At 73.6% G+C, this 20,553-nt stretch carries 12 protein-coding genes and 1 pseudogene; 6 read left to right on the top strand and 7 right to left on the bottom strand.

Going from position 1 to position 20,553, the window contains the following annotated elements:
- Nucleotides 1-72 precede the first annotated feature (72 nt).
- Entirely contained in the window at nucleotides 73-732 is a 660-nt protein-coding gene (locus ABD363_RS04200) for a DUF4232 domain-containing protein (protein ID WP_344599989.1), read from the bottom strand.
- Between the two features lie 379 nt (nucleotides 733-1,111).
- On the opposite strand from ABD363_RS04200, the pseudogene istA reads away from it, so the two are divergent.
- A pseudogene (istA, locus tag ABD363_RS04195) lies at nucleotides 1,112-2,755 on the top strand (IS21 family transposase).
- Nucleotides 2,752-3,552 carry an IS21-like element helper ATPase IstB gene (istB, locus tag ABD363_RS04190; RefSeq protein WP_344599988.1) on the top strand — a complete coding sequence of 267 codons (801 nt, stop codon included), beginning with the start codon at nucleotides 2,752-2,754 and terminating at the stop codon, nucleotides 3,550-3,552. Before istA ends, istB begins: the two are co-directional and overlap by 4 nt.
- 12 nt (nucleotides 3,553-3,564) lie before the next feature.
- On the opposite strand, the gene ABD363_RS04185 is transcribed toward istB, so the two are convergent.
- The 3 genes from ABD363_RS04185 to ABD363_RS04175 form a co-directional block, all read right to left on the bottom strand.
- Entirely contained in the window at nucleotides 3,565-4,560 is a 996-nt protein-coding gene (locus ABD363_RS04185; protein WP_344599987.1) for a hypothetical protein, read from the bottom strand.
- A 720-nt stretch (nucleotides 4,561-5,280) separates the two neighbouring features.
- Entirely contained in the window at nucleotides 5,281-5,658 is a 378-nt protein-coding gene (locus ABD363_RS04180; protein WP_425577936.1) for a TraR/DksA family transcriptional regulator, read from the bottom strand.
- 45 nt (nucleotides 5,659-5,703) lie between these two features.
- Nucleotides 5,704-6,030: a TraR/DksA family transcriptional regulator gene (locus ABD363_RS04175; RefSeq protein ID WP_344599985.1), complete on the bottom strand. Its 327-nt coding sequence runs from the start codon at nucleotides 6,028-6,030 to the stop codon at nucleotides 5,704-5,706.
- A gap of 280 nt (nucleotides 6,031-6,310) precedes the next feature.
- Between ABD363_RS04175 and ABD363_RS04170 the strand changes: the two genes are divergently transcribed.
- The 4 genes from ABD363_RS04170 (at nucleotide 6,311) to secD (ending at nucleotide 11,064) form a co-directional block, all read left to right on the top strand.
- Complete coding sequence (locus tag ABD363_RS04170; RefSeq protein ID WP_344600148.1) at nucleotides 6,311-7,264, top strand: HAMP domain-containing sensor histidine kinase; 954 nt, start codon at nucleotides 6,311-6,313, stop codon at nucleotides 7,262-7,264.
- Entirely contained in the window at nucleotides 7,261-7,932 is a 672-nt protein-coding gene (locus ABD363_RS04165; RefSeq protein ID WP_344599984.1) for a response regulator, read from the top strand. Before ABD363_RS04170 ends, ABD363_RS04165 begins: the two co-directional genes overlap by 4 nt.
- Nucleotides 7,933-8,111: 179 nt before the next feature.
- Complete coding sequence (locus ABD363_RS04160) at nucleotides 8,112-8,651, top strand: hypothetical protein (protein ID WP_344599983.1); 540 nt, start codon at nucleotides 8,112-8,114, stop codon at nucleotides 8,649-8,651.
- A 64-nt stretch (nucleotides 8,652-8,715) separates the two neighbouring features.
- Nucleotides 8,716-11,064 (top strand): protein translocase subunit SecD, encoded by a 2,349-nt coding sequence (gene secD, locus ABD363_RS04155; RefSeq protein WP_344599982.1) that lies wholly within the window; start codon nucleotides 8,716-8,718, stop codon nucleotides 11,062-11,064.
- A gap of 113 nt (nucleotides 11,065-11,177) precedes the next feature.
- Here the strand turns inward: secD and ABD363_RS04150 are convergent, their stop codons facing one another.
- From ABD363_RS04150 to ABD363_RS04140, 3 genes are read right to left on the bottom strand one after another with little or no spacing between them, the layout of a single operon-like run.
- Complete coding sequence (locus tag ABD363_RS04150; protein ID WP_344599981.1) at nucleotides 11,178-11,597, bottom strand: nuclear transport factor 2 family protein; 420 nt, start codon at nucleotides 11,595-11,597, stop codon at nucleotides 11,178-11,180.
- Nucleotides 11,594-12,778 carry an FAD-dependent monooxygenase gene (locus ABD363_RS04145; RefSeq protein ID WP_344599980.1) on the bottom strand — a complete coding sequence of 395 codons (1,185 nt, stop codon included), beginning with the start codon at nucleotides 12,776-12,778 and terminating at the stop codon, nucleotides 11,594-11,596. Before ABD363_RS04145 ends, ABD363_RS04150 begins: the two co-directional genes overlap by 4 nt.
- Before the next feature lies 1 nt (nucleotide 12,779).
- On the bottom strand, nucleotides 12,780-20,153 hold the full coding sequence (locus tag ABD363_RS04140; protein ID WP_344599979.1) for an amino acid adenylation domain-containing protein: 7,374 nt from the start codon (nucleotides 20,151-20,153) through the stop codon (nucleotides 12,780-12,782).
- Nucleotides 20,154-20,553 lie beyond the last annotated feature (400 nt).

The following is a 20,553-nucleotide window of genomic DNA, read 5'->3' as shown; positions in this document are numbered from 1 at the left end:
CAACCGGAACGATGCGCCGGGCGGACGACCACGGGGCACGGCGTCGGCGGACACCGGCCCGGACGGCGCGGGTCAGCCGCCCTGGCCGGCGCTTCCGATCGGGCCGGCCTTCACCGGGGAGCCGGAGCCGTCCGTGACGGGCAGCGTGGCGGCGCCCAGCCAGTCGAGGGAGACCGACTTCGTCTCGTCCGGCGGGGTCACCACCAGCCCCGTGATGCGGACGCCGGAGCCGCCCGAGTCGTTGACCGGGTAGGTGATGCCGAAGGCCACCGACTCACCGGCCTCGAGGACGGTCGGGCCCGTCTGCTCACCGGTGCGCTGCGCGGACAGCGTCCCCGCGCCGGTCTTCAGGTCGACACCCGCGTAACCCGAGATCGTGCAGTCCCGGCCGCCGTTCGTGAACTCCACCGCGACGGTGCCGTCCGGGTCGCCCTCGATGGTGCTGTCCATCGCCGTGACCTCCAGTTGGTCGGTGCGGCACCTGTCGGTCTCGCCGTTCTTGCCGGAGCCGGTTCCGGCGGTCGTGCCCTGCTCCTCGCCCGAGCTCTTCCCTGCGGGGTTCTTCGCGGCGGTCCGAGCCGGATCCCCCGATGCCGGACCGCCGTTCGGGGAGGACGACGCGGGCGCGGCGGACGAGTCGCTCCGGCTCGTGACGTCGTCGCTCTGGCAGGCGGTGAGCGAGAGGCCCGCGACAGCGGCCAGGGATGCGATGGTGATCCTGTTGACGCGCATGGTGTCATCCTCGGTATCGGTCGGGGCGCCGGCCCGTCGGTGCGGGCGAGCTTCTCCGAGTACCAGGAGGCGCCCGGCCCGGTTCGCCGTTTCACCCGACTGCCCGCTGGTACGTCCCTGTTACAGGCGGAGACGGGCACGGCGCGCATCGTCGCCGGGCGCACCCCGTCCGCACCGCACCGCCCCTCCGGTGCTCCCTGACGTGGTCCGGCAGGAGAGACGAGGTGGCTTTAATCACGAGTCGTGACGTCAGTTGTTCACGAGTTTGGGAGACACCCGGAACCACGGAAGGGTGATGTTCACGAGTTTCGACGTCACCGGGGTACTTGCCAGGCCAGCATCGGGGTGCTCCTGGTGAAGGGCCCTGGTCATGCCGCAGATGTCGAAGGTCGAGCTGTACGCCGCGATCCGGCACGACCACCGAGGCGGCATGACGATGCGGGAGATCTCGCGCAAGTACAACGTGTCGTAGCGGACGATCAGGAAGGCCGTGGACTCGGTCTGGCCGGAGCCGAGAAAGAAGCTCCCGCCCCGGGCGACCGCGCTGGACCCGTACAAGGCGACGGTCGACGGGATCCTGCGGGCCGACCTGGACGCGCCGCGCAAACAGCGGCACACGGTCACTCGGATCTTTCACCGCCTGGTCGAAGAGCACGGCGCCGAGGTCTCCTACCAGCAGGTCCGCCGCTACGTCGCCGACCGCAAGCCGCAGATCCTCGTGGAGTCGGGCAAGGCTCCAATCGAGGCGTTCGTCCCGCAGACGCACCAGCCCGCTATGGAGGCCGAGGTCGACTTCGGCGACGTGACGGTGAAGCTCGCCGGCGAGGTGGTGACCTGCTATCTGTTCTCCTTCCGCCTGTCCTACTCGGGTAAGGCCGTCCACCGCGTCTTCGCCTCCTGCGGGCAGGAGGCGTTCTTCGAGGGCCACGTCCACGCGCTGCGGACGCTGGGCGGGGTTCCGCGGAGCAAGGTCCGCTACGACAACCTGAAGGCGGCCGTCGCCCGGGTGCTGGGGCTGAGCCGGGCCCGGGTGGAGGCTGACCGATGGATCGCCTTCAAGTCGCACTTCGGGATCGAGAGCTTCTACTGCCGGCCCGGCATCGAGGGCGCCCACGAGAAGGGCGGCGTCGAGGGCCAGATCGGCTACTTCCGCCGCAACCACTTCGTGCCGGTTCCGGAGGTCGAGTCGCTGACGGAGCTGAACGAGCTGGTCGAGCAGTGGGACCGGCACGACGGGCGGCGCCGGGTCGGGTCTAGGACCCGGACGATTGACGAGTACTTCGAGGACGAGCGCCCGCGGCTGCTGCCGCTGCCGGAGGATCCGTTCGAGACAGGGCGGGTGTTCACTCCGCGGGTCGACCGCTACGGCCAGATCGCGGTCCGCACCAACCGCTACTCGGTGCCAGTCCGCCTGATCGGCAAGCGGGTCCGGGTGCTGCTGCACGCCTCTCACCTGGTGGTCTACGACAGGAACGTGGAGGTGGCCCGGCATGAGCGGTTGATTGCCAAAGGCAGTTGTCGGCTGGAGCTGGACCACTACCTGGAGGCCCTGATCCGCAAGCCGGGCGCCTTTCCCGGCGCTACCGCGCTCGACCAGGCCCGCTCCGCTGGAAAGTTCACCCCGGTCCACGACGCCTGGTGGGCCGCGGCGGTCCGGGCCCACGGCGACACCGAGGGCACTCGGGCTCTGATCGAGGTGCTGCTGCTGGGTCGCCACCTCGCGCATGAGCACATCGTCGCCGGCCTGGCCACCGCCCTTCGGGCCGGGGCTCTGACCGCGGACGCAGACGCGCTGGAGGCCCGCAAAGCCGCTCAGGCCGAGGACGAACCCGCTGCCGCCGAGGTCCAGACGCCGCGGCCGACTGCCGGGCCGGGAGGGGCGAGCGTGACCTTCCTGCACGAGTGGAAGCTGAACCATCTTCCGCCGGACACCAGGCCGCTGCCCTCGGTGACCCACTACGACCAGTTGCTCCGACACCGCCGCGCCGGCGGCGGTGACCTGCGAGAGGGAGAAGCTCCATGACCACCCTGCCCCGCCAGCGGAACCTGACCGAGCAGGCCGCGACCACGGCCATCGACACCGCCTGCCGGCTGCTGCGGCTGCCGTCGATCCGCAACGAGTTCGCCGAGATCGCCGACCGGGCCGCGAAGGACCAAATGACCTACCGGGGCTTCCTCGCCGAGCTGCTGATGACGGAATGCGACGACCGGGCCCGACGCCGCTCGGAGCGCCGGATCAAGGCCGCCGGGTTCCCCCGGGACAAGTCGCTGCGGACCTTCGACTTCGACGCCAATCCCAACATCGACCCGGCTGTGGTCAACACCCTCGCCAGCTGCGAGTGGATCAAGAAGAGCCAGCCGCTCTGCCTGATCGGCGACTCCGGCACCGGCAAGTCCCACATGCTCATCGCCCTGGGCACCGAGGCCGCCATGCAGGGCTACCGCGTCCGCTACACGCTCGCCACCAAGCTGGTGAACGAGCTGGTGGAAGCCGCCGACGAGAAGCAGCTGAACAAGACCATCGCCCGCTACGGCCGGGTCGACCTGCTCTGCATCGACGAGCTCGGCTACATGGAACTCGACCGCCACGGCGCCGAACTCCTCTTCCAGGTCCTCACCGAACGCGAGGAGAAGAACAGCGTCGCCATCGCCTCCAACGAGTCCTTCGGCGGCTGGACCAAGACCTTCACCGACCCCCGCCTCTGCGCGGCCATCGTCGACCGCCTGACCTTCAACGGCACCATCATCGAGACCGGCACCGACTCCTACCGGCTCGCCTCGACCCGGGCGCGGAGCGAAGCGCCCGCCAAAGCCGGCTGACCGCTGCATGGTTCAGCTTGATGGTCCTCCACCCCAAGGATCGTCGAGCACTGTTTCGGGGACGTTCGCCGTGAGCATTTCGTCGATGCAGCTGCGCAGCCCGACGCCGGTGGGGTCGATCCAGGTGAGCCATGGCACCGGCCGGAGCAGGTCGTCGTATTGACGGGTGCCGGGGTCGGTGAGGAGGGCGCGGAGCTCGTCGGGGGCGGGGTCGGTGACCAGGCAGAGCCAGGCCAGGCCGGCGCCGATGCGGACCTCGGGCGGTCGTCCGGGATCCGACCACAGGCCCCGGGCCCACTTGGGAGCGTGTTCATCCTGGTGTTCGCGGGCGAGTTGGGCGATCGCCAGGATCAAGCTCACCCGGACTACCGCCTCGTCTTCCTTCGCCAGCCTGGACTGCAGAGCAGAGGAGACGTGTGAAAGCTCGCCGGTCGCCGCCGCCAGAACGTAGGCGGTCACGGAGCGGACCTCGGGGTCGGGGTCGGAGAGAAGCGGGAGCAGAAGGTGCAGGTCGTCCGTGACGGCCTGACGGGCGGCCTGGATCGTCCAGTCCACCGGGCACATCGTGCTGCCCTCGATCATCAACGGCTCCTCGGCGACCTGGAGCAGGCCTTCCCGCGATCCGTCCCCCATGTGCTGACACCGGCCGATCTCGGCGACCAGGCGAAGGGTTTGGGCACGGAGTTCGGGGCGCGCGGTCGCCGCGATCCGGAGCAGGAACGGCACCACCAGTGCCCCCACTGCGATCGTGCCGCCCTGGTGGTGAAGACTCGTCCAGAGCTGCCGCAAGGCCTCGTCGGCAGCTTCGGCGTCCCCGGACGCGAGCGTGGCGAGCAGGCCGGGAATCTCCTCGCCCGGGCCGTAGAAGTGCCGGAACCGCTGCCAGGGGACCTCGTCGTACCTGAACCCGTCCTTGACCTCCCGCGGGATCGCGCTGACGGCCACCCGCACGTCGCAGTCCGTGCCGACCCACCGTTCCGGCCAGTCGTCCCAACGGTCGTCGTCCATGGCGCGACCTTCCAGTCCATCGACAGCATCCGAACGCCGGGAGTCTAACGACCGGTGATCAAGAGACGGACCGCTTCTGCCGCACTCCGGTGGCATCCCACCACGGCGACGTCATTTCTCGTGAGCATCTGCAGCACTCAAGATCGCCAACTGCTGCCCAAACTGCTGATCAAACGCTGCTACTTCATGTGAACGAAGCCAGACGAGGTCCGGGCGCGGTGCGCCACCCCGCGCCGGGCACGCCGCCGGCCCGGCCGGGACCGCGGTTCCCGCACCGTTCCGCGGCTGTTCGCGGCCGCCGTCCGTCGGGACGGACTCCTGACCCGGCGGGTCTTGACCTCGGCCGGTGACATGCGCTTCCCGGCCCCCACGGCCGGGGCGTCACCGGCGAGGTGCCGGGGCAGGACGGCGGCACCGCCGTCGGACCGCGACGGACGCCCCGTCCGCCGGGCCGGAGTGAGCACGGTGCCCGACAAGGCGGTCGAGGCCCGGTTCCGCGCACACCGGGACCCCGGAGCGATCACCGGCCATGCCCGGCCCGGGCGTGATCCCCCGTGCCGGCGTCCCGGCCGCGGCCGGCGGCGGTACGCGCCCTCTCGGCGCCCCCGGCCGCCTCGCCGGCTTCGGTGGCGTCGTTCCTGTTCCCCGCGGCTGCGGCAGGACCGCCGGCACAGCGGCCAGGGGGTGCCGTGCACCCGCGCGGCACGGGCGCCGTCGCGGTCATCGGCCAGCCTCCCTGACCTGCTGGCAGCGGCCGCAGTAGCGGGCCTGCGGGACGACCAGCAGGCGCTCGCGTTCGACGGGACGCCGGCACAGATGGCAGCTGCCGTAGGAACCCTCGTCCATGCGGGCGAGCGCCGCCTCGACGTCGGCGAGCACCATGCGGGCGGACGCGGCGAGTTTCACCCCGACCTCGATCCGGGCGGCGGCCTGCGGCTCGTGCGGATCGCCGGGACGGTACGGGGAGTCGGCGGCGATCTGCCGCAGTTGCTCTTCGCGGAACAGCCGCTGTTCGTGCAGGTTCTCGCGCAGCGCGATGAGGTCCTCGGGCCGGAGGGCCGCGCCGGGCTCACCGGTGACGGTCCGGTGGGTCACCACCTTCACCCCTTGGGCAGAGCGGGAGGAGTACGGGACGGGGCGGGCTCAGGCCGCGCGGTGCTGGCAGGCGACGCAGTGCCGGGTGTGCGGGAGGATCTCCAGCCGCTCCGGCGGGACGGGCTTGGAGCAGCCCAGGCAGATGCCGTAGGTGCCGTCGTGGACGCGCGCGAAGGCCGCGTCGATCTCCGCGAGGATGCGCTTGATGGCGTCCTTCTGGTGGGACAGGAGGTGGTCGCCGGAACTGCTCCCGGTCTCGTCGAGCGCCTTGAGCTGTGCCAGCCGGGTCGTGCGGGCGTGTTCGAGGCGCCGGCGGACCTCGTCGGCGGCCGGGTGGGCGGGGCGCGGGGCGGTGCGGGGGGCGTCGGGCGACACCGGATCCTCCTGGGGTGCTGGACGGGTGGTGCTCCCACTCTCGCCGCTCCCCCGCCCGGGGCCCATCGGGCGCGGTACCCATCTGCGCCGGGTCCGCCGGCCCAGTCCGTACGGCATGGGTCGGCGGACCGCCGGAAATGGGGGTCAGGGCCCATCGACGCGGGGGCCGGACGCCGTGCATGCTGGCCGCTGTCCGCCGGGACCAGGGGGCCGCCGGCCGCACCGGACGCTGCGGTGACCGACAGTAGAGGCAGACGAGTGAGAGGAAGGCGTGACCTCCGTGTCCCTGTACTGGCGGATCTTCGGGCTCAACGCGGTGGTGCTGGGTACGGCCACCGCGCTGCTGCTGTGGGCTCCGGTGACCGTGTCCGTCCCCGTGCTGCTGACCGAGGCGATCATCCTGGTGGTCGGCCTGGGCGTGATGCTGGTCGCCAACGCGGCTCTGCTGCGGATCGGCCTCGCCCCGCTGGACCGGGTGACCCGGCTGATGACCACCGTCGACCTGCTGCGCCCGGGGCAGCGGCTCCCGGTGCGCGGGGGCGGTGAAGTCGCCGAGCTGGTCAGTACGTTCAACGCCATGCTGGAGCGGCTGGAGAAGGAGCGTGCCGTGAGCAGTGCCCGCGCCCTGCTCGCGCAGGAGGCGGAGCGCCGCCGCATCGCGCAGGAGCTGCACGACGAGGTCGGGCAGAGCATGACCGCGATCCTGCTGGCGCTGAAGCGGGCCTCGGACGAGGCGTCCGGTCTGCTGCGCGGTGAGCTCCAGCAGGCGCAGGAGATCACCCGGGAGAGCCTGGACGAGGTCCGCCGGCTGGTGCGCCGCCTGCGTCCGGGCGTGCTGGACGATCTCGGCCTGGTCAGCGCGGTCACCTCGCTCGCCACGGAGTTCGCCACGCACACCGGGCTGCGGGTGGTGCGCCGCTTCGACGCCGACCTGCCCCCGCTGGACCACGAGGCCGAACTCGTGATCTACCGGGTGGCGCAGGAGGGGCTGACCAACGCCGCCCGGCACGCCGAGGCGCGGTGCGTCGAGGTGAGCCTGCGGCGCGGCGACGGCTCCGTCGTCCTCGAGGTGAGCGACGACGGCCGCGGCATCGGGGCCGCCCGTGAGGGCGCCGGGATCCGCGGCATGCGCGAACGCGCCCTGCTCATCGGGGCCGCCCTGGACATCTCGCCCGCGACGTCCGCCGGTACCCGCATCCGGCTGACCGTGCCCGCCCTCAGGAAGCAGCCATGAACCACGACGCCCCCCACCCGGCCACGATCCGGATCCTGCTCGCCGACGACCACGCGCTGGTACGGCGCGGGGTGCGGCTGATCCTCGACAGGGAGCCGGATCTGGAGGTGGTCGCCGAGGCCGGCGACGGCGCGGAGGCGATCGCCCTGGCGCGCACCCACGAGGTCGACCTGGCGGTGCTGGACATCGCCATGCCGCGCATGACCGGTCTCCAGGCCGCGCGCGAACTGGCCGGGCTGCGGCCGGCTCCGCGCATCCTGATGCTGACGATGCACGACAACGAGCAGTACCTGTTCCAGGCGCTCAAGGCCGGGGCGAGCGGCTACGTCCTGAAGTCCGTCGCCGACCGCGATCTGGTCGCGGCGTGCCGGGCCGCGATGCGGGACGAGCCGTTCCTGTACCCGGGGGCGGTGACCGCGCTGATCCGCACCTATCTGGAGCGGGTGCGGCACGGCGAGGAGGCGCCCGAGCAGCTGCTGACGCCACGCGAGGAGGAGGTGCTGAAGCTGGTCGCCGAGGGGCACTCCTCGAAGGAGATCGCCGAGCTGCTGGTCATCAGCGTCAAGACGGTGCAGCGCCACCGCGAGAACCTCCTGCACAAACTCGGTCTGCGCGATCGCCTGGACCTGACCCGGTACGCCATCCGCGCGGGTCTGGTGGAGCCTTGACGACCGGCCGGCACGGCCACGGGGCCCGCCCCCCGCACACGACTCGCCCGCGCACGCGCGAGGCTCGGAACGAGGCCGGTTCCCGCCCGCCGGGGCGGGCCGCACGTCCTCGGTGCCGGTTCCGCCGGGTCCCCGGCCGTGAACGGCCGGGCCTTGCCGCTCCGCTCGCGCTGCGCGCCGTGGCGGCCGTCGCCGCCCTGGCCGCCGTCCTGCTGGTCCTCGGCCTCGGCTCCACCGGCGACGGGGGCGTCGGCCCGGCCGGCCGGGCGTCCGGCTCCGCGACGTCCTCACCGCCGTGGCCGGGTCCCGCCTCGGCCCTCACCGCGGGTTCGGGCCGGACCGTCCCGGCGGCCCGGATCCCGGCCGCCGCCACGATCCCGTCCCGGGCCGCACCCGTCCCCCCGTCCTCCTCTCTCCCGGGCCCGTACGCCCTCGCGCCCGTTCCCGGCACGGACCCGCCCCCCGTCTTCCACTCCGCCGGCACCCACCCCCGTACCGACGACGCCCGCGTCGGCGCGCGCACCCTCCTCGTCCGGCCGCAGCGGGACGGTGGTGAGCGCCCGGCGCCCGGCGATCACCTGCTTCTCGCCTCCGCGTGCGCCCCGCGCGTTCCGCCCCGGCCGACGCGGCCCGCCCCCGTGGCCGGGCATGCGCAGCCCGACGCGGCGCACACGCCGTCCGATCTCGGACGGGCTCCTCCCTCGGCCTCCGGCACCTGAGCCCCGTCCCCACCTCTTCCCCGCCGCGCGCCTGCCGGCCGCGGCGTGCCCGCCGGAGGCATTCGTGAAACGTCCCGCCCGCGTCAGGGCGCTGTTCGCGCTCGCCGTGATCGCCCTGTCGCTGTACATCGCCGCCACCGTCCCCGTCCGTCTGGGACTGGACCTGCGCGGCGGCACCCAGATCGTGCTGGAGACCCGTTCCACCCCCACCGCCGAGGCCGACAAGGAGGCCACCGGCCGCACCCTGGAGGTCCTGCGCGGCCGTATCGACGCGCTCGGCGTCTCCGAACCCACCATCGTCCCCTCCGGGGACAACCGGATCATCGTCGAGCTGCCCGGCGTCCAGGACCCGCGCAAGGCCGCCGACGTCCTCGGCCGCACCGCGCAGCTCTCCGTCCACCCGGTCCTCGGCCCCGGCTCCGGCCGGCCGAAGGGCAAGGACGAGCGCCTGCTCCCCGACGAGTCCGGTGAGCGGCTCCGCCTGGGCGCCGCGTCCCTCACCGGCCGGGACGTCGAGGGCGCCGAGGCGCGCTTCGACCCGCAGAGCGGCGCCGGCTGGCACGTCACCGTCGACTTCGAGGACGACGAGGGCTGGGCCCGGCTGACCGGCGAGGCCGCCTGCCACCCGGCGGGCGACCCGCAGCGCCGGGTGGCGATCGTGCTGGACGACAAGATCATCTCCTCCCCGCAGGTCGATCCGTCCGTCTCCTGCGGCGCCGGCATCACCGGCGGCTCCACCCAGATCACCGGGTCCTTCAGCAGCGACGAGGCCCGCGAACTCGCCCTGCTGATCCACGGCGGCGCCCTGCCCGTGCCGGTCGAGACGGTGGAGCAGCGGACCGTCGGCCCGACCCTGGGCGCCGAGGCCGTCGCCGCGAGCACCTGGGCGGCCGTCGTCGGCACGGCCCTGACCGCGGTGTTCATCGTCGTCGTCTACCGGCTCATGGGCATCCTGGCCGTCCTCGCCCTGGCCTGCTACGGCTTGATCTCCTACGCCGCCCTGGCCGCCCTCGGCGCCACGCTCACCCTGCCGGGCCTGGCCGGTTTCGTGCTGACGATCGGCATGGCGGTGGACGCCAACGTCCTGGTCTTCGAGCGCGCCCGCGAGGAGTACGCCGCCCGCAGGCGGCCCAGCGGCCGCTCCGCTCTGACCGCCGGATTCAAGGGCGCGTTCAGCGCCATCGCCGACTCCAACATCACCACGCTGATCGCGGCGGTGCTGCTCTTCCTGTTCGCCTCCGGGCCGGTGCGCGGCTTCGGCGTGACCCTGGGCATCGGCGTCCTCGCCTCCATGATCAGCACGCTGCTCATCACCCGCGTGCTCGCCGAGTACGCCGTGGCCCGCCGCTGGGTGCACCGCCGGCCCCGCTCCACCGGCATCGCCTCCACCGGCCGGGTCCGTGACCTCCTCACCCGGCGCGACCCTCAGTTGATGCGCCGCCCGCGCCGCTGGCTCGCGGTCTCCGCGGGCGTGCTCGTCCTCACGGCCTCGGGCGTCGCGGTGCGCGGCCTGGACTTCGGCGTGGAGTTCACCGGGGGCCGGCTGATCGAGTACTCCACGGCCCGGCCCGTCGATCCCGACCGGGCGCGCGCCGCCCTGGCCGACGCGGGCTTCCCCCAGGCCGTCGTCCAGTCCTCCGGGGACGACGGGCTGACGGTGCGCACCGAGAAGCTGGGCAACGCCGAGGCGGCCGAGGTCGCCGAAGTCGTCGGCGGGCTCGGCGGCGGGGCGGAGAAGGTCCGCGACGAGCTGATCGGCCCGAGCCTCGGCGACGAGCTGCGCCGCAACGCCCTGATCGCGCTCGGCCTGGCCCTGGGGGCGCAACTGCTGTATCTCGCCGTCCGGTTCCGCTGGACGTTCGGCACGGCGGCGGTGGGCGCCCTGGCGCACGACGTGGTGATCCTGATCGGGATCTTCGCCTGGCTGGGCAAGCCGGTCGACGGGGTGTTCCTGGCGGCGCTGCTCACCGTGATCGGCTACTCCGTGAACGACTCGGTCGTGGTCTTCGACCGCATCCGCGAGCTGCGGTCCCGGCACCGCGGGGCTCCGCCGGCCCAGGTCGCCAACCGGGCGATCCTCCAGACGTTCCCGCGCACCGTCAACACCGGCATCGGGGCGGCGTTCGTCCTCACCGCGCTGGCCGTACTGGGCGGGAGCTCCCTCACCGACTTCGCCCTCGCCCTGCTGATCGGGCTCGCGGTGGGCACGTACTCGTCGGTCTTCACCGCCGCCCCGCTGGCCATCGAGCTCGACGGCCGCGGCGCCGCCCCGCGCGGCACGAAGCCGGCCGCCCCGCCTGCCGCGGCTTCGCGGGATCGTCGCGGGTCACGGCACGAGCCGGCGGAGGAAGGCGCGGGCCCGGCCCCGGCCGGGAGGCCCACGGGCGGCGCCCGCCCGGGATCCCGCCCGTGACCGGGCGACGGATCGCGTCCGGCGACGGCCGGCGACGGCGGCCCTCGGGCCGTCGCGACGGGCGGCTGCGGACGCCGGGCCGCCCTCCGCCGGGCCGGCGGCCCGCGACCCCGTCAGGTGTCCGGGAACAGCATGCGGGTGAAGTACTGCGTGTCGAAGAACTCGCGCATGCCGCAGACCTTCCCCTCCCGGACCGTGAACAGGACGCTGGCGTCCATTTCGTAGGGCTCCCCGCGCCGGGTCCTCGAACGGGAGGTGCACAGAACCACGACCCGGTCCCCTTCCGCCACGGTCCCCGTGACTTCCGTGACGTAGCCGGCGTCGGGGGCGAACAAGGCGCCCATCGGCAGCATGAACTTCTCGACGATCTCGGGCAGCCCGCGCCAGGTGCCGGCCAGGGGGTGGTCGCCGGGGACGGTGAAGACGGCATCGGGGGCGATCATGGCCGTGAGCGTGTCGGCGTCGCGGTCGTTCAGCGCCTCGAGGTAGCGCAGGACCACTTTCTCGGCCTCGGAGGGGGGCGGGCGGGTCATGACCGAGCTCCTTCCTGAAGCAGGTGCGGGGTGAGGGCGCGTTCGAACGGCCGGAAGAGGGCCGATCGCGGAGCGAGCCGCAGGTACAGGTCGCGCAGGACGCACAGCGCGGGGTTGTCGAGCTGCTCCAGATCGCTGAACCGGCGGGAGACCTCGACCATTTCGCGGGTGCGCTCCCGCCGCCGCTCCTCGTAGGCCCTCAGGGCGGCGACCGGTTCCGGGTGGGCGCGCAGGCACTGCGCCAGGACGACCGCGTCCTCGATGGCGCTGCTGCCGCCCTGCGCGAGGCTGGGCAGCATGGGGTGCGCGGCGTCGCCCAGCAGGGTCACCGGTCCGTCACCCCACTGGTCGAGGAAGGGGCGGTCCTGGGCGGGTACGCCCAGGACGGCGTCGGCGGGCGTCACCCGGATCGCCTCCTGCACTTCGTCCGCCCAGCCGGCGAAGGCCCCGAGGATCTGTTCCTTGTCCCCGTTCCAGGTGCGGGCCGACTCCGCGGGCATGTTCCGCGTCCCCCACCAGTACGCCCGCCCGTGGCCCACGTCGTGCAGGCCGAAGCGGCGTCCGCGCCCCCAGTAGTGGGCGTTGAAGCCCTCGGTGAAGCGCGGATGCTCGAACGGCGTCACGGCGAGCCAGCAGATGTAGCCGGCCCCCCGGGGCTCGGCGGCTCCGGTCCGCTGCGCGCGGATCACCGAGTTGATGCCGTCGGCTCCGACGAGGACGTCGCCGACGGCTTCCCGCCCGTCCTCGAAGCGGACGCGGACGCCGGTGCCGGTCACCTCGTACCCCGTGGCGGCGGCGCCCAGGGTCACCCTGCCTTCTCCCAGCGCGTCCAGGAGGGCGGCCTGGAGGTCGCCGCGGCACACGAGGACGCTGGAGGCTCCGAGCCGCTCGCCGGCTTCCCGGAAGGGCATCGAGCGCAGGAGGCGGCCGCGTGCGTCCAGCAGGTCGCTGCGCTCGATCGTCCGGCCCCGCTTCTCCAGGCCGAGGTCGATGTCCAGGGCCCGCAGCGCCAGTACGGCGTTCGCCATCACGGACAGGCCGGAGCCGGCCGGGCGCAGGGCCTCGGCGCGTTCGTACACCTCGGCCCGGATGCCGACGCGCTGCAGGGCGACGGCCGCCGCGAGGCCGCCGATTCCCGCTCCGACGACGACGACTCTGGGCGAGGATGCCGGCTGTGGCATGTCACAGTCCTTCCTGTGCACGGGGACGGGACGGTCCGGGGTGCGGGCGGTCGGTCCGCACCAGGCGGGCCACGGTCCGGGCGACGTCGCGCACGTGCGGCTCCTCCATCAGGGTGAGGTGGTCGCCCGGTACCGGGACCACGTCGACGGTGCCGCTCGTCATCGACCGCCAGCCGTTGGCCGGATCCTGGTGCAGGGTGTTTCCCGCGCTGTGCATCGGCACCAGCACCCGCGGAAGGGGCTCGGTCGCCCGCAGCAGTGTGATGTCGACGTCGGTGTCCTTCGGCTGGTAGGCGATCGTGGCCCGCCAGTGCGCGGCGTACATGTGGAACAGCCGGCGCACCAGTGCGATGCCGCCGTCCGGGGGCAGGACGCCCAGGTCGGCGGCGGTCCTGGCGACGAAGGCGAATTTCTCGTCGAGGGTGGCCGGTTCGCGCGGGAGCTGCACCTCGCCGGCGTCGCTGCCGCGGCCCGTCAGGAGCAGTTCCCGGAAGAACCAGCCGACGAGCGCCTCGTCGGTGTACGCGTCGCGCCGGGCGTCCGGACCGAGCGCGACCGTGTCCAGCAGCAGCACCCGGTCCGCCCGCTCGCCGGCCGCCCGCAGCTGCCGGGCCATCTCGAAGGCCACGAAGCCGCCGAAGGACCAGCCGCCCAGGGCGTACGGTCCGTCCGGCTGCGCACGGCGCAGGGCCCGCAGGTAGGAGGCGGCCAGCTCCGGCACGGACTCCAGGGGCACGGTGCCCGCGTCGCCCCCGGCGGCCTGGAGCGCGTACAGGGGCTGGTCCTCGGGCAGGTGCCGGGCCAGGGGCAGGTAGCACAGGACGTTGCCGCCCATCGGGTGAACGAGGAACAGGGGCCGTCCGGTGCCGGTGGTACGGATCGGCACGAGGGGGTCGAACCGTGCGACGGCCCCCCTGGACCGCAGCAGCCCGGCGAGGTCCGCCACGGTGGGCGCGGAGATGAAGGCCGACATCGGGACGCTCACCCCGTACCGCTGCTCGATCCGGGCGACGAGGCGCATCGCGGTGAGGGAGGTGGCGCCCAGGTCGAAGAACGACTCGGTCGTCCCGATGCCGTCGAGGCCGAGCAGTTCGGCCGCCATGTCGGCGAGCCGGCGCTCCAGGGCATCGCGCGGAGCGGACCGCGGCCCCGCCGGGCGGTGGGTCAGGGGCAGGTCGCGCAGGGCCCGGTCGTCGCGTTTGCCGCTGGGCGTCAGCGGCAGGCGGTCGAGCCACTCGAAGTGCGCCGGCACCATGTACGACGGGAGTGCCTCGTGCAGCCGCTCCCGGAGCCTGCTCACCCGCGTCCGTGCGGGGTCCCCCACCAGGAACGCGACGAGGACCGTCTCCCCGTGCGCGCGTTCCCTGGCCACCACGGCCGCCTCGGTGATGCCGGTGTCCGGGTCGTCCGCCGCGATCCGGCCGATGGCGAGTTCCACCTCGGCGGGTTCGACGCGGTGGCCGCCGACCTTCACCTGTTCGTCGCGGCGCCCCCCGTACACCAGGGTCCCGTCGGGGAGGACCAGTCCCACGTCGCCGGTGCGGTAGGCGGTGCGCCGCCGGACGCCGCCGGTGCCGGTGGGCAGGTCGAGGGCGACGAAGCGTTCGGCGGTCGGTCCGGGGGCGTCGAGGTAGCCGTCCGCGAGGGCCGCTCCCGACAGGTGCAGTTCCCCCCGCACACCGGCCGGGACCGGGCGTCCGTGCGGGTCGAGCACATGGACCTCGACGCCGTCGATCGGGGTGCCGATCGGGGCGATCGACGGAAACGCGGCGGGGTCGCCGGTCAGGGTGTGGCTGGTCACCACGTGCGACTCGGTGGGACCGTACTGATTCTGCAGGATCGCCCCGGGCAGCGCCGCCACGAAGCGGCGGATCTCGTCGGTCACCCGCAGTTGCTCCCCGGAGGAGATCACCACGCGCAGGCGTCGCGGGGCCGTGCCGCGGGTGACGTACGCCTCGGCGAGCCGCTGGAGGGCCACGTACGGCAGGAAGATCCGCTCCACCCCGTCCTCGTCGAGCAGCCGCAGCAGGGCGGTCATGTCCCGGCGTTCGGCCGCGGAGACCAGCCGCAGGGTGCCGCCGGAGCAGAGCGTGGAGTAGATCTCCTGGAAGGAGACGTCGAAGCTGAGCGGCGCATACAGCGCCGTGGTGCCGCCGGCGGCCCCGCTGGGCTGCCTCGTCTGCCAGCCGACCAGGTTCGCCAGGGACCGGTGGGGCATGGCGACGCCCTTGGGCCGTCCCGTCGAGCCGGAGGTGAACAGGACGTACGCGGTGCTTTCGAGGTCGGCGGCGGGACACCTCGGCGCGCTGCCGCTGTCCGTCCGGCGGCGGACGGCGTCGAAGAGCGGCTCGGCCTCGATGATCAGGTCCGGGTCGGGGACCAGGTGTGCGTGCGCCCGGTGCGCGATGACCTTGGCGGGCCGGGCCTGGTCCACCATGGCGGCGATCCGCGCCGCGGGATAGCCGGTGTCCAGCGGGACGCAGGCCGCGCCGGACATGGCCGTGCCGAGCACGGCGGCGATCGTCTCGGGTTCGCGGTCCATGGCGATCCCGACCCGGTCGCCGGGCCCGACGCCCTGCTCCAGCAGCCGCGCCGCCACGTGCTCCGACGCCCGGGCCAGCTGCCGGTACGTCCACTTCCGGGGTGTGCCGCCGCCGGTCAGGACGGCGACGGCGTCCGGCGTCCCGGCGGCCTGCCGGTCGAAGAGCGTCACGACGTCGTCCGTCCAGGCCGCGTCCGTCGCGGCGCGGGGCAGCGCGGGCGGGAGGAAGGCGGTGTCCGGCCGCTCCCCGGGATGCGTGACGGTGCGCCGGAGGACCTTCAGGAAGGTGTCGGCCAGCAGTTCCGTCTGGCGGGGGGTGATGGTGCGGCCGTCACCGTCGATCCGCAGGCGCATGGTGCCGTCGACGGGGTCGACGAAGACGTTGACCAGAAGCTGGAAGTCGGTCTCCTCCCAGGTCAGGAAGGACTCGAGCCGGACGGCGGGCGAGCGCAGCACCTCGGACAGGACGTGGAAGTGGACGTAGTTGAAGGCGGTGTGCAGCACGGGTGTGCCGCCGCGTTCCTCCTGCATCGCGCTCAGCGGGTAGCGCTGGTGGGGCCGGCCGGACCGTTCCTGGTGGAACAGGTCACGGACGGCGCCGATCCGGTCGGCGGGGCCGCCGCCCGGGCCGGGCAGCCGTACGGGGATCGTGTTCAGGAACAGGCCGGTCATGCGGTCCGCGCCCGTCCTCTCCGGCCGCCCGTGGGTGATCAGGCCGACGGTGAGGTCGCCGTCGAGGGACGTGTACGTCCGCAGCGTCTGGCAGTGCGCGGCGAAGAGCACCGACTTGACGGGGACGGCGTGCCGTCGCGCGAAGTCGCGTACCGCGTCGGCCAGTTCGTCGGGCACGCGGCCGTGGTGCACGGATGCGCGGTTCTCGCGCGGGGGCTCGGCCGACGCGAAGCCGTCGAGCCGCAGCGCCCGGGTGCCGGACAGCACGCGGTTCCAGTGCTCCCGTGCGGCCGGGTCGGCCAGGGCCTCGCGCTCCTGCCGCACGTACTGGGCCGCGCCGGGCAGCGGGCCGTCCGGCACGGCCGGAAGGCTCCGGTCCGTGAAGTGCAGGTAGTCCTGAAGGAGTTCGCGCAGGAGCACGGCGACACTGCCGCCGTCCAGCAGGGCGTGGTGGAAGCTGAGCACCAGGTCGACGGCGTGCTCGCGGACATGGGCGCGGAACAGGTACAGGGGCGCTTCCTCGAACCGGTACCGGTGGAACCGGCGCTCCTCGACATGGGCGCCGATCAGCGCCTCCGCCTCGTCCTCGGCCGTCCCCCGCAGGTCGACCGTCTCCAGTCCCCCGGCGATCCCCGGGCGGACGATCTGCAGCGGCTCCGTGAAGCCGCCGAGGCCGAAGGAGGAGCGCAGTGCGGGATGACGGGCGACGAGCCGGTCGAAGGCCCGGCGGAAGCGGCCCTCGTCCCACTCCATGGCCAGCCGGTAGCGGAACACGTCGTGGTAGACGGCGGACCGCTCGTGGCGGCGGCTGTGGTAGATCAGGCCGAGCTGCAGCCGGGTCAGGGGGAAGGCGTCGACGGCGTCGCCCAGCCGCGCCCGGTCCACCGCGGACACCAGGGCGAACGGCGCCGGATCCGCTTCGGCGGTCCCGGTGGCCGCCGCGCAGGGCGTGGCGCGGGCCGCGAGCGCCGCCAGGGTCGGGTGCCGGACCAGGTCACCCAGGTCGATGCGGATGCCGCGCTGCTCCGCCAGTGAGCGGATGCGCAGCATCTGGAGCGAGTCGCCGCCGAGCGCGTAGTAGTCGTCGTGCCGGAAGACGGGACCGGTGCCGAGCACCTCGGCCCAGATCCCGGCGAGCGCCTCCTCGGTCGGTGTCCGGGGCGGCGTCCGGTCACGGGCCGCCGGGCCGCCGGTCTCCTCGGGATCGGGGAGCGCCTTCCGGTCGGCCTTGCCGGTCGCGCCGAGCGGTATCCGGTCCACCGCCACGAGCCGTGCCGGGATCATGAACCCGGGAAGCAGCGCGGTCAGGCGCTCGCGCATGGTCTGCGGGTCGCCGGCGCCCTCCTCGTCCGGCACGTAGTACCCCACGAGGTGGCTCTCCCCGTCCCGGCGGTCGCGCTTGGCGGCGACGGCGTCCCGGACGCCGGGCAGCCGCCGCAGCGCGTCCTCGACCTCGCCCAGCTCGACGCGGTTGCCCCGGATCTTCACCTGCCCGTCCAGCCGGCCCAGGTACTCGAGGTTTCCGTCGGAGAGCCACCGCACGAGATCGCCGGTGCGGTACAGCCGGCCGCCGGGAACGGACGGATCGGCGAGGAACTTCTCCCGGGTCAGTTCCGGCCGGTTCAGGTATCCGCGGGCCACTCCCACGCCGCCGATCCACAGCTCCCCCGGCACTCCGACGGGCTGCGGCTGACCGGCCGTGTCCATGACGTACAGGTCGATGTTGTCGATGGGCCGTCCGATCGGAACCCTGGTGACGGGCCCCGCCGGGGCCGGGCACCGGTGGGCCGAGACGTCGACGGTGGCCTCCGTCGGCCCGTAGAGGTTGACGAGCACGGGTGGTCCGCCGGCCGCCGCGCCGGCTTCGAAGACCCGGTGGAACTGCTCGACGCGGGCGGGCGGCAGCGCCTCGCCGCTGCAGAAGACGTAGCGAAGCGTCCGCGTGCGGGCACGCAGTTCCGGACGCTCCTCCAGGGTGTCGAGGAAGGGCCCCAGCATGGACGGCACGAAGTGCAGGACGGTCACCCCGCGCTCGGCGACGCACCGCAGGATCGACAAGGGATCCTTCTCGCCCCCCGGCTCCAGCAGAGCGGCCGAGGCGCCCACCAGGCCCCACCACAGCAGTTCCCACACCGACACGTCGAACGTGGCGGGGGTCTTCTGCAGGACGACGTCGCCGGCTCCGATGGGGTGGGCCCGCTGCATCCAGGCGAGGCGGTTGACCACCGAGTGGTGCTCGACCATCACGCCCTTGGGCTGCCCCGTGGAACCGGAGGTGTAGATCACGTACGCGAGACCGCGCGACGTCCCGACGGGCTCCACCGGTCCGGACGGGCCCTCCAGGAGGTCCTGAACCGGCAGGACGGGGACCTCCGCCGGGACGTGCCGGGCCGCCTCGCTCAGCACGGCCTTGGCGCCGCTGTCGGCGAGCACATGGGCGATGCGCCGCTCCGGGTAGGCGGGATCGACCGGCACGTACGCGCCGCCGGCCTTCAACACGCCCAGCAGGCCGGTGAGCAGCTGCGGGCCCCGCTCCATCAGCAGGGCCACCCGGTCCTGCGGGCCGATGCCGCGCCGCCTGAGCGCACGGGCGACCTGATTGGCGCGGGCGTCGAGCCGGGCGTAGGTGAGGACGGTGCCGTCGGCGGCCCGGACCGCGGGCCGGTCCGGGGTGCGCCGGGCCTGCTCCTCGAAAAGGCTGTGCAGCGTCCTGTCCGCCGCGTACGGCACGCGCGGTCCCCGGCCCAGGCGCCGCAGCGTCTCCTGCTCGCTCCGCCCGAGCATCGTCAGCGCGCGGGCCGGCTGTCGCGGCGCGCCCAGGCCCTGGGTGACGAGTTCGGTGAGGTGCCCGGCCACCGCTTCGGCGGGCAGGTCCTCGTCGAACACGTCGGCCGAGTAGCACAGATCGACGGTCAGGTCCTCCTGGCCGGGGAAGACGGTGACGTGAACGGCGAGCGCCTCCCGGTCGTGCGGCGGCGCGAAGTGCAGGGGCGGTTCGGCGTCGATCCCTTCGAGCGGCACCCGCTTTTCCAGCCGCAGATAGGAGAACGTGACGTCGTACAGGCGCCGGTCGCGGGAGCCGCCGGCCGCGAAGTCCCTGACGACGTCTCCGGCCGGCACGCGCTGGTGCTCGCGCAAGGCGTTGAGCGACCGCCGCACGTCGCGGGCGATGTCGGCGAGCGTCCGGTCCCCGGGCACGTCGATGCGCAGGGGGAGGGTGTTGGCGTACGTGGTGACGACGGCCGTCTCCGCCTCGGTGACGCGGTTCAGCAACGGCACCCCGACCACGACGTGGTCGGTCCGGTGCACTCGCGCCAGGTAGACGCCGAGGGCGGCCAGCAGGTACGCGGAGGGCGAGCCGCCGTCCTGTCGCATCCGCTGCACGAGGCGGGCGGGGAGGGTGAACGAGTGCCTGCCGGCCGCCCGCGGTGCGCCGCGGTGCTCCCCGGCGCCGGGCGAGCGGCGTGGGAAGAAGGTCGGCTCCGTGCCGGCGAGCGCGTTCCGGTGGAAGGACAGGTCTTCCCGGTACTCGGCGGAGGCGAAGTAGGGAGCGCGTTCCTCCGCCACCGTCAGGGGGGACGGTTCGGGACCGGCCGGCGCACGCTCCGCGCCCCGTGACCGGGCGGCGTACTCCTCCAGCACCTGGTTGCGCAGGCGGTCGACGGCCCAGCCGTCGATGAGCAGGTGGTGGCTCTTGAGCAGGAGGTGGTGGACGTCCTCGCGCTCGACGAGGACCGCCGCCCGGAACAGGGACCGCCCGGACACCTCGAACGGGACGGTCTTGGCGTCCTCGATCCGAGCCCGGCGGGCGGCCCGCGGATCGGGCTCGTGGGTGAGATCGACCAGCTCCACCGCGTCGTCGCCTCGTTCCGTCCCGAGGCCGTCGGCGAGCCATTGGAAGGGAACGCCGTCCCGCTCCCCGAAGCGCAGGCGGAACGTGTCGTGGCGGGCCAGCACGTGCTCGAAGCACTCGCGCAGGAGGCCGGAGTCCACCGGGCCGTTCAGTCTCTGGCACATGACCGTGACGAACTGCGCGCTGCCCGGCGCCTGTGCCTCGGCGGCCCAGATGTCCTTCTGATACGGCGTCAGCGGATGGCGCACGGCGTCGGTTTCCGGGCCGGTGCCCGTCGCATCCGCCCGGGCGCGGTCGCGTACGTGCATGGTTCGTCTGTTTCCTTCCGGTCGAACGGCGTGGAGCGCCCGCACGACGCCGGTGCGCGTGGGCGCGGGAATCCGCGGCCGCGGCACTCCGGCCGTGGGCGGTGGTGCGTTCCGGTGGCGGTACAGGGCGTCGCTGCGGGCGGCCGCGGCCCGCAGCGGCTTCGGGCCGGTCCCGTCGGCGCGGTTCCAGGTCCGTGCCCCCGGCCCGCCGGCCGTACCGGCCGAGAGCCGGGACGCCCCCGCCCCGCGCCTCCCCGAAGCCGCACGGTACGACCGGGCGCCGGGCGCCGGCAGGCGACGCGGCCCGTTCGGCGCGGGGCCGGTCGCACCGGGCCGGCGCCGGCGGGGTCTCCCGGGCGCCGGGTAACCCGGATGCGGGGGATGTGCTGTCCATGAAGTG

The organism is Streptomyces glaucus (genome assembly GCF_039533365.1).
GTDB lineage: Bacteria > Actinomycetota > Actinomycetes > Streptomycetales > Streptomycetaceae > Streptomyces > Streptomyces glaucus.
Note: the sequence above shows the minus strand (reverse complement) of the source record. Positions and strands in the feature narration are given on the sequence as shown.

Excerpts from the sequence above, each read along its gene's own strand:
- ABD363_RS04200 (WP_344599989.1), bottom strand. The coding sequence starts at position 732 with ATGCGCGTCAACAGGATCACCATCGCATCCCTGGCCGCTGTCGCGGGC.
- istB (WP_344599988.1), top strand. The coding sequence starts at position 2,752 with ATGACCACCCTGCCCCGCCAGCGGAACCTGACCGAGCAGGCCGCGACC.
- ABD363_RS04185 (WP_344599987.1), bottom strand. The coding sequence starts at position 4,560 with ATGGACGACGACCGTTGGGACGACTGGCCGGAACGGTGGGTCGGCACG.
- ABD363_RS04165 (WP_344599984.1), top strand. The coding sequence starts at position 7,261 with ATGAACCACGACGCCCCCCACCCGGCCACGATCCGGATCCTGCTCGCC.
- ABD363_RS04150 (WP_344599981.1), bottom strand. The coding sequence starts at position 11,597 with ATGACCCGCCCGCCCCCCTCCGAGGCCGAGAAAGTGGTCCTGCGCTAC.
- ABD363_RS04145 (WP_344599980.1), bottom strand. The coding sequence starts at position 12,778 with ATGCCACAGCCGGCATCCTCGCCCAGAGTCGTCGTCGTCGGAGCGGGA.
- ABD363_RS04140 (WP_344599979.1), bottom strand. The coding sequence starts at position 20,153 with ATGCACGTACGCGACCGCGCCCGGGCGGATGCGACGGGCACCGGCCCG.